Source organism: Collimonas silvisoli, from assembly GCF_018305005.1.
Lineage (GTDB): Bacteria > Pseudomonadota > Gammaproteobacteria > Burkholderiales > Burkholderiaceae_D > Collimonas > Collimonas silvisoli.
Genome location: NZ_JAGQEG010000064.1, coordinates 1 through 13,844, shown reverse-complemented (window position 1 = coordinate 13,844; position 13,844 = coordinate 1). Strand labels below are relative to the sequence as shown.

General features: G+C 58.7%; 13 protein-coding genes and 1 riboswitch. Of the genes, 7 read left to right on the top strand and 6 right to left on the bottom strand.

What is annotated here, in order from left to right; translation table 11 throughout:
• The first annotated feature begins 159 nt into the window (after positions 1-159).
• A complete protein-coding gene (locus KHU33_RS17150) occupies positions 160-1,320 on the top strand; it encodes a saccharopine dehydrogenase family protein (RefSeq protein ID WP_211465099.1) in 1,161 nt (386 codons plus the stop codon).
• A gap of 98 nt (positions 1,321-1,418) precedes the next feature.
• Here KHU33_RS17150 and KHU33_RS17145 read toward each other — a convergent pair whose 3' ends face one another.
• From KHU33_RS17145 to KHU33_RS17135, 3 genes are all read right to left on the bottom strand, one after another.
• Positions 1,419-4,235, bottom strand: a complete 2,817-nt coding sequence (locus tag KHU33_RS17145; RefSeq protein WP_211465097.1) for an autotransporter serine protease — start codon at positions 4,233-4,235, stop codon at positions 1,419-1,421.
• Between the two features lie 363 nt (positions 4,236-4,598).
• Complete coding sequence (locus KHU33_RS17140) at positions 4,599-5,264, bottom strand: DsbA family protein (RefSeq protein ID WP_211465124.1); 666 nt, start codon at positions 5,262-5,264, stop codon at positions 4,599-4,601.
• Between the two features lie 62 nt (positions 5,265-5,326).
• Entirely contained in the window at positions 5,327-6,223 is an 897-nt protein-coding gene (locus KHU33_RS17135) for an MBL fold metallo-hydrolase (protein ID WP_211465095.1), read from the bottom strand.
• A gap of 128 nt (positions 6,224-6,351) precedes the next feature.
• Between KHU33_RS17135 and KHU33_RS17130 the strand changes: the two genes are divergently transcribed.
• Both KHU33_RS17130 and KHU33_RS17125 read left to right on the top strand, forming a co-directional pair.
• Positions 6,352-7,260: a LysR family transcriptional regulator gene (locus tag KHU33_RS17130; RefSeq protein ID WP_211465094.1), complete on the top strand. Its 909-nt coding sequence runs from the start codon at positions 6,352-6,354 to the stop codon at positions 7,258-7,260.
• A gap of 164 nt (positions 7,261-7,424) precedes the next feature.
• Positions 7,425-8,672 (top strand): MFS transporter, encoded by a 1,248-nt coding sequence (locus KHU33_RS17125; RefSeq protein WP_329956077.1) that lies wholly within the window; start codon positions 7,425-7,427, stop codon positions 8,670-8,672.
• 68 nt (positions 8,673-8,740) lie between these two features.
• On the opposite strand, the gene folE is transcribed toward KHU33_RS17125, so the two are convergent.
• On the bottom strand, positions 8,741-9,325 hold the full coding sequence (gene folE / locus KHU33_RS17120; protein WP_407928297.1) for a GTP cyclohydrolase I FolE: 585 nt from the start codon (positions 9,323-9,325) through the stop codon (positions 8,741-8,743).
• A gap of 295 nt (positions 9,326-9,620) precedes the next feature.
• Here folE and KHU33_RS17115 point away from each other — a divergent pair, with 295 nt between their 5' ends.
• Both KHU33_RS17115 and KHU33_RS17110 read left to right on the top strand, forming a co-directional pair.
• The gene (locus KHU33_RS17115; RefSeq protein WP_211465089.1) at positions 9,621-10,202 is read left to right on the top strand and encodes a DJ-1/PfpI family protein; all 582 of its coding nucleotides are present in this window, start codon (positions 9,621-9,623) and stop codon (positions 10,200-10,202) included.
• A gap of 98 nt (positions 10,203-10,300) precedes the next feature.
• Positions 10,301-10,621 carry a ribbon-helix-helix domain-containing protein gene (locus KHU33_RS17110; RefSeq protein WP_211465087.1) on the top strand — a complete coding sequence of 107 codons (321 nt, stop codon included), beginning with the start codon at positions 10,301-10,303 and terminating at the stop codon, positions 10,619-10,621.
• Positions 10,622-10,628: 7 nt separating this feature from the next.
• On the opposite strand, the gene KHU33_RS17105 is transcribed toward KHU33_RS17110, so the two are convergent.
• Positions 10,629-10,853 (bottom strand): SMR family transporter, encoded by a 225-nt coding sequence (locus KHU33_RS17105; RefSeq protein WP_211465085.1) that lies wholly within the window; start codon positions 10,851-10,853, stop codon positions 10,629-10,631.
• A gap of 135 nt (positions 10,854-10,988) precedes the next feature.
• On the opposite strand from KHU33_RS17105, the gene KHU33_RS17100 reads away from it, so the two are divergent.
• Positions 10,989-11,312, top strand: a complete 324-nt coding sequence (locus tag KHU33_RS17100) for a YnfA family protein (RefSeq protein WP_211465083.1) — start codon at positions 10,989-10,991, stop codon at positions 11,310-11,312.
• Positions 11,313-11,332: 20 nt separating this feature from the next.
• Here the strand turns inward: KHU33_RS17100 and KHU33_RS17095 are convergent, their stop codons facing one another.
• On the bottom strand, positions 11,333-12,337 hold the full coding sequence (locus tag KHU33_RS17095) for a sodium:calcium antiporter (protein WP_211465081.1): 1,005 nt from the start codon (positions 12,335-12,337) through the stop codon (positions 11,333-11,335).
• Positions 12,338-12,473: 136 nt separating this feature from the next.
• A riboswitch (yybP-ykoY riboswitch) is annotated at positions 12,474-12,653 on the bottom strand.
• Between the two features lie 249 nt (positions 12,654-12,902).
• Between KHU33_RS17095 and lpxO the strand changes: the two genes are divergently transcribed.
• The gene (gene lpxO / locus KHU33_RS17090) at positions 12,903-13,805 is read left to right on the top strand and encodes a lipid A hydroxylase LpxO (RefSeq protein WP_211465079.1); all 903 of its coding nucleotides are present in this window, start codon (positions 12,903-12,905) and stop codon (positions 13,803-13,805) included.
• Positions 13,806-13,844 lie beyond the last annotated feature (39 nt).

Sequence of the window (13,844 nt, the reverse complement as noted above, 5' to 3'; positions counted from 1 at the left end):
ATTCGTCAAAATGTATCGTTATTGTACATTTTGACGACTATTTACACTCTATTATCTGACTTAGCTTGAATTTACAATGGTTCCAGCACTCAGGGCGAGTGCGGACGCGGGCTGTTTATATACAGCGTAACTGACCCATCAAAAGATGTGAGCGACGACATGACTACCAAACTGATTCTCTTAGGCGCCGGCAAAATCGGCGATGCCATTCTTAACCTGTTGTCCCATACCGGCGATTACATCTTGACCGTGGCCGACCGCGATCCGCAACGGCTGGAATATGTGAAGCAAGCGGGTTTCCCCAACGTCACCACGATTCTGGCGGATATTTCGCACGCGCCGACCGTGACCAAGCTGATCAGCGGCCACGATGTCACATTGTCGGCCTGCCCTTATTTCCTGACGCCGGTCATCGCCGCCGCCGCCAAAGCAGCCAAGTCGCACTATTTCGATTTGACCGAAGACGTCGAAAGCACCCGCTTCGTCAAATCGCTGGCGCTCGATTCGAGCACTGCATTCGTGCCGCAATGCGGCCTGGCGCCCGGTTTCATTTCGATTGTAGCGAACGATGTGGCAAGCCGCTTCGAGCAATTGCATGACGTCAAGATGCGCGTCGGTGCGCTGCCGACCTACCCTAGCAATGCGCTCAAATACAATCTGACCTGGAGCACCGACGGCTTGATCAACGAGTACTGCAATCCTTGCGAAGCGATTGTCGACGGCGTCCTGCGCGAAACCTCGCCGCTGGAAGAGCTGGAACACTTCTCGCTCGACGGCGTCGATTACGAAGCATTCAATACCTCCGGCGGCCTCGGCACCTTGTGCGAAAGCTTGCGCGACCGGGTGCAGAACCTGGATTACAAAACCGTGCGTTATCCCGGCCACCGCGACATCATCAAGATCCTGGTGCGCGATCTGCAACTGGGCAAGCTGGAGCGTCGTCCGATCTTGAAGGAAGTGCTGGAAACCTCGATCCCGATCACCAAGCAAGACGTGGTGCTGACTTTCGTCAGCGTCAGCGGCATGCGCGACGGCCGTCTTGAACAAGAAACCTATGCCAAGAAAATCTATAGCCAGCACGTCAACGGCCAGTTGCTGTCGGCGATTCAACTGACGACGGCGGCCGGCATTTGCGCCATGGTTGATCTGGTGGTGACCGGCGTGTTGCCGCAAAGCGGTTTTGTGCGTCAGGAGCAAGCCTCGCTGGCGGATTTCCTGGCCAACCGCTTCGGCCAGTTCTATGCCAGTCACGCACCCGGCCACAGCGGTTTTGCGCCCGCCAGCAATACCGATTCCAATAGATTGAAAGCGGTTGCCTGAGCGCATAGCCCTCAGCAAAACTGCCTGCATGACTCGCAAGAGTTATACAGGCAGTTTGCTTATTCAATCACCGCCGGATCACATCCGGAGGGGAGCCGTTAAAAGGATTTGCGAACACCCGCCGAAAATACGCTGTTGGCCAGGCCGCCCTTGCCGAATTGGGCGTCGTAATTGCCATACCAGCTCCAGTTGCCGGCCAATGCGCTGGAGATACCGACGCCTGCCCAGCCGCCGTTGCGTGGCAGGCCGATGCCTTGCACGGTGAAACCGGCCGTCGGCGCCGCCACGAAAGCCGCATTGAAATCCAGCCTGCCGTCGTTGAAACCGTGCTGCCAGGCAGCGTAGGCCTGCAAGTTGCTAGTGCCGCCCAGCCAGTCAAACCTGGCGTCGCCGCGCAAACCCAATACGCTGGCAGTCTGTTGGTAGGCCTTGCTGCCGGCGGTCAGGCCGAAGGCGCTGCCCGCTTCGGTAAAAGCGCCGCGCTTGAGACGGTCGTAACTGATGCCGGCAAACGGCGTCAGCGTCGATGTCGGCGACAGCTGGCGCACATAGCCGGTTTCGGCATAGGTCGACATCACGCTGTCGGTATGGCTGGAGGACAGGCTATCGACCTCCGAGCCCAGGATCACGCTGCGGTTGATTTTGCTGCTGACGCGGGCGATGCCGGCGCGGCCGGAAACATAGATGCCGTCTTTGCTGAGCGCATAGCGGCCATACAGGGACAAGCCGGTATTCTGGCTGTTCGAGGCGCCGCCGAAGCGGTCGAAGCTGGCTTTGCTTTCCGAGTAAGACAGCGCGGCGCCGACAATCGCCTTGTCATTCAGATGCGTATCGAAACCGAACTGGCCGCCCCAGGTAGAGGTGTCGGCAGAGGCGTAACCCGACTCGCTCAGCTTGCCGGTGGCGCCGATCACGCTGGCCCACAAGCCTGCCTTGACACTGCCGGAAACCGGGTTAGCCAATAACGACAGCCGGTTCGACAAGTCGCGATTGATAGCTTGCGACTGCTGGAAAGTCAGCGCCTGCGAAGAGGCGTAAATCTGTCCGGACAAACTATCGAGCACCTGGGCTGCAGCAGCCAGATCAGGCGTCCGTTGCAGCGCTGCGGCGCTGCTCAGGAAGGCGCTGTTATTGCCGCCGGTGTTGCCGCTGGCGACCAAGGCGTCGGCTGCCTTGAGTCCCTGCTCTACGTTGGCGGCACTATTTCTACGTGTAGGGTCGGCGGCAAACGCCTGCGCCGCAACCACCTGCACGTTATTGCGCGCCACTGTCAGATCGACCTCGTTAGCCGTATAAGCGAGCGTCGCACTCAGGAAGGTGCCCGGATTAAAAGTAATACCGTCATGTTCAAACGAGACATCCTGGAACTGGCCGGAGACACCGTTAGCCGCAGTCAGCACCTTGCCTTTGACGCCGATTTGCTGCGCGACATAGCCGGATGGATCGCTGCTGCCGGCCGGCGTGGTCGCGACCAGATGCGAATTGCCGAGCGTCGCGCTGCCGCCTACGGTCAAGGTCGAATTGAATTGATTGGCCAGCACCGCACCGGCCGAGGCCGTGTAGTTGCCGCCTATCGTCATGCCGTTGCCGGTGTTGCTGAGGCGGCCGTAGTTGAACACGCTGCCGCCGACACGGCCGCCGTCGCCGGACAAGATACCCGCGCTGTCGATGGTGACTGCGGAAGCAAGCGATCCGGTCACATTCAGTGTGCCCTTCAGCACTTCGTTGGCGCCGCTATAAGTATTGTTGCCTGCCAGGGTCAGTGTGCCGCTGCCATCTTTCAGCAGGCCGGCGTTGCCGCCGATATCGTTGCCGAAGGCAGCGCTGGCGGCGTCGAATTTGGCGACGAAATTGCCGCCCAGCGTCAGCCTGGTATCGAACAGGGCCGGGCCGTTGGCTGCCTTGCTGGCGTTCAGCAGACCCCAGCCGTAGGTGGCGGTATCGCCTATGCTGGTCGCGGTGGACAAGATGGTTTGACGAATCTGATCGGCGCTCATCCACGGAAAGACTTGCTGTACCAAGGCAGCCGCACCGCTCACCGCAGGCGCAGCGAACGAAGTGCCGTAGACCCGGCCGTTGGCGGTGGCCGAGACAAAATCGCCGGGTGCGGCCAGGCACCAGTTGGCGGCTTCGCCGCAGCGGTTCGAATAGCTGGAAATCACGCCCGGCGTAGTGTCGCTGCTGCTGTATCCTTGCGCGCCGCCGGCGGCGTTCACCGCCACCACCGCCAGCCAGCCTTTTTGCAGATCCGGATACAAGGCCGGCAAGCCTGCAGTCAGGCTGGGATGGGCGCTGCCGTCGTTGCCGGCGGCCCAGATGAACAAGCTGCCTTGCGCTACGAATGGCTGATAGATATTGTAGAAAGTCGGACCGTTGCCGGCTGGCGCGGCGATCGTGCCAAAGGCGTTCGACTGATTAAAGATGCGCGCGCCTTTGTTGTACAAATCCTGATAAACCGGATTACTGAAAGAAACATTATCGCCGCCGGTGCCGACCGCAGCGCCCAGCATGCTGACCGCCGGCGCCACGCCTGAACGGGTCCCGCCCAAGGCTTCCGCCACTTCGCTGCCGTGCGGATTGCCGGCGCCGCCGCTGGCATAGACGGTTTTGCTCAAACGTCCGGCGAACTCGGGATCGGCAACATTAAAGTCGATATCGACCACAGCCACCGTGACGCCGGCGCCGGTGACGCCGCGCGCATGGGCGGCCGCGGCATTGCTAGGATCGCTGGGGTTAAGCGTCTGCGCAGCGTTTGTCGGTGCGGCGCTGCTTGGGGTAGGCGTAGCGGTCGGTACCGGCTGCTGGGTATCGCCAGGACTGGCTGAACCGCCGCCACCGCCGCATGCCGAGAGCAAGGTGACAACCGCTATGGAAATAAGGGATAAGGGAAGACGATTTACGTGTTTGCTATTCATACAGTCACTTAGGTATTAACTTGCAGCAAACACGTAGCATCGGAATCGTGGTTCCAGTGTTTTACGTCAAATTACTTGCTCAAAATTTGCTTGCAACAATACCGTCGGCGCGATGCCGACACAATGCACACCTGACACTAACTGCTAAAAAATATGCAAATGTTGCAAAATAACAGCATGCAACATCGATAATTTTAACGTTAGATAGCGAGTGCTTATCGATAAATAGCCGCGAAATAACAACTAGTTGTATTTTCACGAACATCGCGTTTTACAACTATTGCGATGACTTGCAGCAGCCGATCCTGAAATGAAAAAAGTCCGCTCGAAAGCAGACTTTTTGATGCAACAAGCGCCAATCGGTTACGCGCTCAAGACAGCCTTCCAAGCCTCCGCCTGACCGAAAAAGCGGCCAGCATCCAGCACCTCGATTTGCGTTCCGCGTTGCAGTACAAATGTAGGAAAGCCCTGGCCGCCGACCCGCGTCAGCAAGGCACGGCTGGCGGCGATGTGAGTCTGCGTGGCAGCGCCGCCCAGCTCGGCAAACTTGCTATCGAAAAGCGCCTGATCGAGACCGATCTCGGCCGCCAAGCTACGCAACACCGCGCTATCGGCAACCTGCAAGCCGCGCACATAATGCGCAACTTGTATCCGCGCCAGCAACGTCAAGCCACGTCCGGCGACTGCTTCGGCGGCCAGGATCGCGGCGATCGGCGGCTCGGAATCCAGCACCGCTGTGGTATCCAGCAGCAGGCCGTTGAAGTAATCGTCGCCGAACGGCTGGCCGGTCATCGCTGCAATCCGGTGATCATGCTGCATCACGTAATTGCGCAATTGGCTGCTGACCTGCTTGCGATTGCTGCCGGCCAGCATGCCGCCGCCATGCAACGCGATGCGCAGGCCGCCGACCTCGCGGGCGGCTTGCAACAGAGGCGCTGCGCCGTAACACCAGCCGCACAGCGGATCGTAGATGTAATGCAGGACCGCCCCCTTGGCCGCGACCGGCGCTGCTGCCGCCTTGCTTTCCATCGAATCGGGCAGCGCGCAACTACTGTCGCCGCATCCGTGGCTGTCGTGACTATCGTAACTATTTACCATTTCATTTCACCTTTGCTGACTTTAGCGCCCAGTTCCAGCGAAGAGACGCCGTCCAGGTCCGGATAATGTTTTTTCATCGCTTCGATCAAGGCGGCGGAATCCTTGGCCTTGACGGTTTCCGCTTCATAGGTCTTCAGGTAGTTCTTGGTGAAGTGTACCGATTCGATGTTTTGCGCTGCGCCGGCGCTGAAATGCCCAGGCACCACCACCTTCGGCTGCAAGGCCGCAATCTTGTCCAGCATCTTGAGCCATTGCTGACGCGAGGCCAGGGTCTGGGTGTCGGCAGTCCAGACATGTTCATTGCCGGCTACCAGCACGCCGCCAACCACCGCCTTCAATGACGGAATCCAGACAAAAGTGCGATCCGGGCTGGCGCCGTCCAGGCCGACTACCTCCAGCTTGCGGCCTTCCAGAGTCAGCGTATTACCTTGCAATGGTTCCGGCACGATCAGTTGCTTAGGCGCGTTGACGCCAAGCTTGGGGCCCCAGAACGCCAATTTATCCTGCATGGTGGCCTTGATGTGGGCGATCACCGGCGCTGGGGCCAGAATCTTGGCGTCCGGATAGGCTTCCTTCAGCACTTCCAGTCCGAAGTAGTAATCAGGATCGCCGTGGCTGATGTAGATCGTGGTCAGCTGCTTGCCGCTGTCCTGGATCTTTTTCAGCAGTTGACCGGCGTTGGCGCGGTCGAACTGAGCATCGATCACGATGGCGTCGCTGCTGCCGGTAATCAGCTCGGAAGACACCGGGAACATGCCGTTGGCGCCGGGATTATAGACTTCCAGTTTCAAGGGCTGAGGAGCTGCAGCAGCCGAGCCGGCGATCATCAAGCCTGCAGTGGCTGCCAGCAGCGAACGAAATAAAGTACGTGTGAACAGAGTTTGCAACATGCGTATCTCCAAAGTGACGGGAAAGAAGCATCATCGTAGTTGACTAAAACGATGCAAAAAACCCCATAATGGTGATCAGTTAGTTGCAAAAATCGAGCAAATAGGTCAAGAGAATAGCCGGAAAAATCATGGACAGACTGATCGCAATGCAAGTATTTGTCGAGGTAGCGGACCAGGGCAGCCTGACCGCCGCCGCCGACAAACTCGACATGTCGCGCGCCATGGTGTCGCGTTATCTGGCCGAGCTGGAAACATGGGTAGGCGCGCGCCTGCTGCACCGTACCACCCGCAAACTGAGCCTGACATCGGCCGGCAGCGAGACTTTGCCGCGCTGCCGTCAACTGCTGGGCCTGGCTGACGATATCCAGTCCTCGGCGGCAACCCCCGAGAATACTCCGCGCGGCACGCTGCGCCTGACTTGCAGCATGTCGCTTGGGCTGGCTTACCTGACGCCGCTGCTGACGCGCTTCCTGAAACGTTATCCGGGCACCGCGGTGGATATGCTGATGGTCGACAGAACCGTGAACCTGATCGAAGAACGGGTGGACCTGGCCATCCGCATCACCAATGCCCTCGATCCCAACCTGATTGCGCGCAAGCTGGCGGTGTGCCGCTCGGTGGTGTGCGCGTCGCCGGCCTACCTGAAAGAACACGGCACGCCGCACACCGCGGAAGACCTGGCCTTGCACAACTGCCTGACCTATTCCTACTTCGGCAAAAGCCTGTGGGAATTCGAGAAAGACGGCGTGCCGGTCGCGGTGCCGGTAGGCGGCAACATGAGCGCCAACGAATCATCCGTTTTGCTGGAAGCGGCGGTCAATGGCGCGGGGATCAGCTTGCAACCGGCATATGCTGCGGCAGAATTGCTGCGTAGTGGTAAACTACGCGCGCTGCTCAGCGAATACCAACCGCGCGAAATGCGCATTTACGGCGTCTATGCTTCGCGCCGCCAAATGCCTGCCATCCTGCGCGCCATGCTCGATTTTCTGGTTGAAGAATTCAGCGCAGACAGCGACTGGCAAACGCCGGTCACATGAATCAAATAAGTTCGAGCAAACAAGTCCGGGCAGGCCGACTCGCCTGCCGACACGATTAATACGCTGTGCCGTCGCCGCTAATCAGCGTCTCATTTATACAAGCCCACAGTCGCAGCTTGATGCAATGCCTTCGCGCTTGCAGCTTCACCCTATAAAAATACTCAATTCAAAAAATCTCTACGCTTACTCGTAATACCTTGATGTTCCCGCTGGCTCTGGTGCTGTTTGAGTTCTCGGTCTATATCGCCAACGACATGATCCAGCCGGGCATGCTGACGGTGACCCGTGAATTCGGCGCCAGCGCGGCCTGGATGGCTTCGGCCATGACCGCGTTCCTGGTCGGCGGCGCAGTCTTCCAATGGCTGTTCGGGCCGCTCTCGGATCGCATCGGACGCCGTCCGGTGATGCTGGGCGGCACGCTGTTTTTCATCCTGTCCTGCCTGGCCACCTTGCTCTCGCAAAGTATCGAGAGCTTCATCATCTTGCGTGTGCTGCAAGGCATGGGCTTGTGCTTTATTTCCTCGGTCGGCTACGCCGTAGTGCAGGAAGCGTTCGAAGAAAAAGCCGCGATCCGGGTCACCGCGCTGATGGCCAACGTGGCGCTGATTGCACCGCTGATCGGCCCGGTGGCGGGTGCTTTCATGATTGAAGTGCTGCCTTGGCGCATGGTGTTCGTATTCATCGCCGCGATTGCGTCCCTGGCCCTGATCGGCCTGGCGCGGCATATGCCGGAAACCGTCAAGCAGCGCAAAGAGAAGTTGCCGCTGATGCAGATCTGGCACGATTACCGCGCCGTGGTCGGCAATCGCCATTTCCTGAAAGCCGCGATGTGCATGCCCTTGCTGGCGATTCCGCTGATCGGCTGGATCGCCATGTCGCCGGAAATCCTGGTAGCCGACGGCCATCTGAGCGTAATCGAATACGGCTACTGGCAGATCCCGGTGTTCGGCTGCCTGATCGCCGGCAATCTGGTGCTGGCGCGGCAAGTCGACCGCTGGCGCCTGGGCAGCTCGATCAAGATCGCGCTGTATCCGATTGCCTTGGGCATTTTGATCATGCTGTTCGGTGCGGCATTCCTCGACAAACCCTACTTCCTGGTCGCGGCAATCAGCGTGATTGCCTTCGGCGAAGGCTTGTCGGCGGCGGTCATGATCCGTTTCACGCTGACCGAAAGCGCGGTCTCCAAGGCCACCGTGGCCGCCACCATGGGCATGATCAACATGACTTTGTATGGCGTCGGCATCGAACTGTACAAGGTGTTTTACCAGCATGCAGGCATGCTGGGTTTTGCGCTGTTTTCGCTGGCGGTGATTGCGCTGTACTGGTATCTGTCGCGCAGCGTGGTGGCGCGCGCCATGCTGGCCCGGGTTACCGGACATGCAGAGAAAGACGGCTCGGGGCCGCTGATCTGATGAAGGGATCCGCTCCGATGCTAGTCGGAGCGGTGTCGCGACGAAAGACGACGAAAAACAACGAAAAACTATTCGTTGCGCTTTTGGCTGATGATGCTCATGAACTCGCGCCGCGTCGACGGATCGTCGCGGAACGCGCCCAGCATGCGGCTGGTCACCAGGCTGCTGCCCGGCTTGTGAATGCCGCGCGTGGTCATGCAGCCATGCGACGCCTCGATCACTACCGCAACGCCCTTCGGCAATAACACTTGCTGCAAGGTATCGGCAATCTGCACCGTCATTTTTTCCTGGATCTGCAAGCGCTTGGCAAAGATATCGACCAGCCGCGCCAGCTTGGAAATGCCGACCACCCGGTGATCCGGCAGATAAGCCACGTGCGCCTTGCCGATGATAGGCGCCATGTGATGTTCGCAATGGCTCTCGAAACGGATACCGGTCAGCACCACCATCTCGTCGTAGCCTTCGACTTCTGAAAACGTGGTGGAAAGAATTTCCACCGGGTCTTTGCTGTAACCGGCAAAGAACTCCTCATAAGCCCTGGCCACGCGCGCCGGCGTATCCAGCAAACCTTCGCGATCCGGATCGTCTCCGGCCCAGCGCAACAAGGTACGAATCGCCGATTCCGCCTCGGCCCGGCTCGGACGTTCGGACATGACGCTAGCCGCCACCGCTGGCACTGATTCTATTGAAGCCATCTGATTACCTTTTTTCAAGAAATTTTTACTAGCCGCAGGCAGTCGCCTATTTGCGTCACGGTGATGCATCACCACGGCCGAAGCCAACAGTGTAAATCAGCTATCGCATTGCTGCATTGCATTCGCGAATGTGCACAATTTGCGCAGCGCAACATCGAAACTTGCGCCGGTAGTAGCCAGTTATTACCTGCCGAACTCTCACTGTTCCATACTCGATCTCCCCTGCCCCACCAACTTCATTGAAAGATCTATCATGAGCGCAAAGAAAATCCTGATTCTGGCCGGCGATTACGTTGAAGATTATGAATTGATGGTGCCGTTCCAGGCGCTGCAGATGGTCGGCCACCAGGTCGACGTGGTGTGTCCGGACAAAGCCGCCGGCGCCCAGATCCGCACCGCCATCCACGACTTCGAAGGCGACCAGACCTACAGCGAAAAACCCGGCCACAACTTTACCCTGAATGCGGCATTCAGCGATGTCGATGCCAGCCGCTACGACGGCTTGCTGATTCCCGGCGGCCGCGCCCCCGAGTACCTGCGCCTGAATCCGCGCGTGATCGAAATCGTCCAGCAATTCCATGCCGCCGACAAACCGATCGCGGCGGTCTGCCACGGCCCGCAATTGCTGGCGGCAGCCGGCGTGCTGGAAGGAAAAACCTGCTCGGCCTATCCGGCCTGCGCGCCGGAAGTCAGACTGGCGGGCGGCAAATATGCGGAAATCGACGTCACCGCCGCCCACCGCGACGGCAACCTGGTGACCGCCCCGGCATGGCCCGCCCATCCAGCCTGGCTGGCGCTGTTCCTGACCGCACTCGGGACACGCATAGAGTTATGATGGATGCTGTGCGGCCGGCCGCAAGACCGGCCGCACGCTATCCTGCACGCGTTGGCAGCAACGATTGTTCAAGGAATGTTCAAAAAGCGAGGTGTTTGATGTGTCAGATTTATGCCCAGGCCGATCCCATATTGTACGAATCGCGCGCCCGCTCGGTGCGCATCATGGGCGTCATCACCACCATCAAGCTGGAAAACCTGTTTTGGCAAACCCTGGCGGAACTGGCGGCAGATAACGACCTGACCACCAACCAGCTGATCGCCAAATTGCACGACGAAGTCAGCACGCATCTGGGCGAAGCCACCAATTTCGCCTCTTTCCTGCGCGTCACCTGCCTGCGTTACCAGGCATTAAAGACCCGCGCGGGATTCGACACCAAAGCCGTCAGCGCGGCCAATAAAATCAACGCCGCCGCATAAAGAAAGTTCAGCCTGCCGACGACAGCTTCAAACCGACCAGACCGAGCACGATCAGGCTGACGCTGGCAACACGCGCCAGACTGGCCGCCTCGCCCAGCAGCCAGATGCTGATAGCCATGCCGAGCACCGTAATCAAGGACGGCCAGAAGCGGCTGAAACCTTCGGAATATTTGAGGCCGACGGCCCAGACGATTTCGGCTAGACCGGCAAGAAAGAGAATGATCCAGGCCATGCGATCTCCAGAATTGCGGGGTCGTCCCCGGATAGAGTACAGCACCGGGTCGTCCCGGCACTGGGATTAAAACAGCAACATTATATGGCTTCTTGCTGCTACCCTATTCCGCCCAGCTTTCTTTCACCACCTGTTATGACAAAGACTTTTGGCTTATTCCTGCTGACCGCCATCGCCGAACTGCTCGGCTGCTATCTGCCGATGTTATGGCTCAATAACAAGGGCTCGGTGTGGTTATTGTTGCCGGCTGCAATCAGCTTGCTGCTTTTTGTCTGGTTGCTGACTTTGCACCCAATCGCCAGCGGCCGCGTGTACGCCGCTTACGGCGCGGTATACATCGCCACCGCGATTTTCTGGCTGTGGAGCGTCGACGGCGTCAGCCCCCGTTGGACCGATCTGCTGGGAGCCGGGCTGGCGTTGACGGGCGCGGCGGTCATCGCCCTGGGCGCGCGCGCCTGACACCTCATCAGCGAACGCGATCAGTGCACGCCGATCAATCCCAGGCCGGCAGCAAACACCAGGTACAACACACCGAAAATCGCCAGACGGCCGCCGCTCAGCATGCCCTTGCGCAGCAGCACATACAAACCGGACATCGACATCATCGTCACCGCCGCCGCCCAGACCAGCGCCGGGCCCAGCATCCATGGCGTGAAAATCAAGACTAGCGCGGTCGGGATAGTCGCCTGGATCATCATGGCGCCGCTGATATTGCTCAAGGCCAGGTTTTGCTTGCCCTGCCTGACCCAGATCACCGCATTCAGGATTTCCGGCAACTCGGTAGCGATCGGGCTCAGCAGCAGCGCGGCCAGTTGCGGCGAGATGCCCAGCCATGGCGCGATCTCGCCCAACTGATGCACGAACAGTTGCGAACTCAGGAAGATCACCACCAGCGCCACCAAGGTTTGCAGCAAGGCCCAACCGATTCCAGGCTGCGCATCGTGCGGCCGGAATTTCAAAGGCTCCAGTTCGTGCAGCTCGGCGTCGTCATCTTCTTCCTTGCGCATTTCGCCCCAGATATACACACCGTAGGCCAGCAAGAAAAGCACGCCCAGCCAAGGTTTGATCGCAAACGCCACCAACCCGAGGCCAACCTTGACCACAAAAATTCCGATGAACCAGGCCTGATCCCGGCTCAAGCGTTGAGCGGCACTAGCCGACAGCAGAATGCCGCCGTTTTTTTTATGATTCAGCATGAACATCAGGCCAACCACCGCATAAGCAATCGTCGCCAGCACCAGCGGCCCGCCCAGCGCAGCGCCAACGCCGATCTCGCGATGGGCTGCATCGCGCCCGAACACCACGGCGACAAAAGTCACCACGCTTTCCGGCAAGGCCGTACCAAACGCCGCCAGCATCGTCCCCACCGCGCTTTGCGCGATGCCCAGCCGACGGCCGACCCATTCGATGCTATTGACGAAATATTCGCAGGAAAGATAAATCACCACGGCCGAGCCGAGCAGCAGAGCGAAGCTGACTATCATGCGCGTGCTCCCGCCAAGCAAACCATGGGGGCAGACGAAAGAAGAAATACGAGAAGAAATACGAGAAAAAGCGGCTTGGCGAAACTGGCTGCGACAGCATGTTGGCGCTGCCATTGGCGGTAAATAAGCATGAGGAAATCCTGAGGGCCGGGCACTGACGAATGGCGCAACGCCTTCGCCCGGCCGGGTAAAGGGAAGCACCATAGGTCTTGCCAAACCGTGCGGTCGCGCATGCCATGGCGTAAATTTGGTACAGCGCCAAGTATGTTGACATGCGCTCTTCGAAACAACGAAGGCGGCTACTCCCCTAAGGAGGCGCAATCTTAACATCGAAATATTGGCGGCGGCAATGCCGGCGGTATGCGTCTGCAACATTCCTGCGCACGGCCGTTCAGCTTAACAAACGCAGCAAGATCGCAGTTACAGCCCGCAAAAGGGATAAAATGGCGGTTGACTTGATTTTTGTTGGCAATATTCCATTCTTTCTCCCCACCACGGGAGGCGCGCCAGGCACGTGCCCGCAGCCATCCAGTGACCAGCTATTTTTGAAACGGAGCGCATTTTTATGAAATGGGCAGTAGTCAGTATTTTTCTTTTATCGGTGTTGTACGTGCATTTTCGCGGCAAGGCGCGGCTGCCCTTCTTCCGGCAACTATTCGACCATTCGTCGATCATGGCGCCGCTCAACATCTTCATGTACATGTTTTCCAAGGTGCCCACCAATACGCCTTACCTGCCGACCAGCACCTTCGCCGATCTCAAGATCCTGGAAGACAACTGGGAAACCATACGCGATGAAGCGCAGGGCTTGATCGGCCTGGAAAAAATCCGCGCTGCGGAAAAGAATGACGACGCCGGTTTCAATTCCTTCTTCAAAGCCGGCTGGAAACGCTTCTATTTGAAATGGTATGACGCCAGCCACCCCTCGGCCGAACAATTCTGCCCCAAGACCGTTGCCCTGCTGCGCCGCACGCCCAGCGTCAAGGCGGCGATGTTTGCCGAACTGGCGCCCGGCGGCACCCTGAATCCGCATCGCGATCCGTTTGCCGGTTCGCTGCGCTATCACCTGGGACTGGTCACCCCCAACGACGACCGCTGCTTCATTGAAGTCAACCAGCAGCGCTACAGCTGGCGCGACGGCCAGGGCGTGGTGTTTGACGAAACCTATATCCACTGGGCGCAAAACGGCTGTGACAGCAATCGCATCATCATTTTCTGCGACATCGAACGCCCCATGCGTTACCGCTGGGCGCAAGCGATCAACCGCTGGCTCGGCCGCCACATGATGAGCGCAGCGGCATCGCCCAACGAAACCGGCGACGAAACCGGCGGCATCAACAAGCTGTTCCGTTTCGTCTGGGCCGCAGGCCAATACCGGCGCGCCCTGAAAAAATTCAGCAAGCCGCTGTATATGTGCATCAAGTTCGGTCTGATTATCGGGGTTGTGCTGGCCATCATTTATCTTTGAGCCACTGCCTCGGAAGAGTTTGACTAAGCCGTCTTTTTG

What these genes read in the sequence shown, in the direction of transcription:
- KHU33_RS17110 (WP_211465087.1), top strand. Translation starts at nt 10,301, where the DNA reads ATGTGTCAGATTTATGCCCAGGCCGATCCCATATTGTACGAATCGCGC.
- KHU33_RS17140 (WP_211465124.1), bottom strand. Translation starts at nt 5,264, where the DNA reads ATGGAAAGCAAGGCGGCAGCAGCGCCGGTCGCGGCCAAGGGGGCGGTC.
- KHU33_RS17115 (WP_211465089.1), top strand. Translation starts at nt 9,621, where the DNA reads ATGAGCGCAAAGAAAATCCTGATTCTGGCCGGCGATTACGTTGAAGAT.
- KHU33_RS17095 (WP_211465081.1), bottom strand. Translation starts at nt 12,337, where the DNA reads ATGATAGTCAGCTTCGCTCTGCTGCTCGGCTCGGCCGTGGTGATTTAT.
- KHU33_RS17145 (WP_211465097.1), bottom strand. Translation starts at nt 4,235, where the DNA reads ATGAATAGCAAACACGTAAATCGTCTTCCCTTATCCCTTATTTCCATA.
- KHU33_RS17150 (WP_211465099.1), top strand. Translation starts at nt 160, where the DNA reads ATGACTACCAAACTGATTCTCTTAGGCGCCGGCAAAATCGGCGATGCC.
- KHU33_RS17105 (WP_211465085.1), bottom strand. Translation starts at nt 10,853, where the DNA reads ATGGCCTGGATCATTCTCTTTCTTGCCGGTCTAGCCGAAATCGTCTGG.
- lpxO (WP_211465079.1), top strand. Translation starts at nt 12,903, where the DNA reads ATGAAATGGGCAGTAGTCAGTATTTTTCTTTTATCGGTGTTGTACGTG.
- KHU33_RS17130 (WP_211465094.1), top strand. Translation starts at nt 6,352, where the DNA reads ATGGACAGACTGATCGCAATGCAAGTATTTGTCGAGGTAGCGGACCAG.
- KHU33_RS17135 (WP_211465095.1), bottom strand. Translation starts at nt 6,223, where the DNA reads ATGTTGCAAACTCTGTTCACACGTACTTTATTTCGTTCGCTGCTGGCA.
- folE (WP_407928297.1), bottom strand. Translation starts at nt 9,325, where the DNA reads ATGTCCGAACGTCCGAGCCGGGCCGAGGCGGAATCGGCGATTCGTACC.
- KHU33_RS17100 (WP_211465083.1), top strand. Translation starts at nt 10,989, where the DNA reads ATGACAAAGACTTTTGGCTTATTCCTGCTGACCGCCATCGCCGAACTG.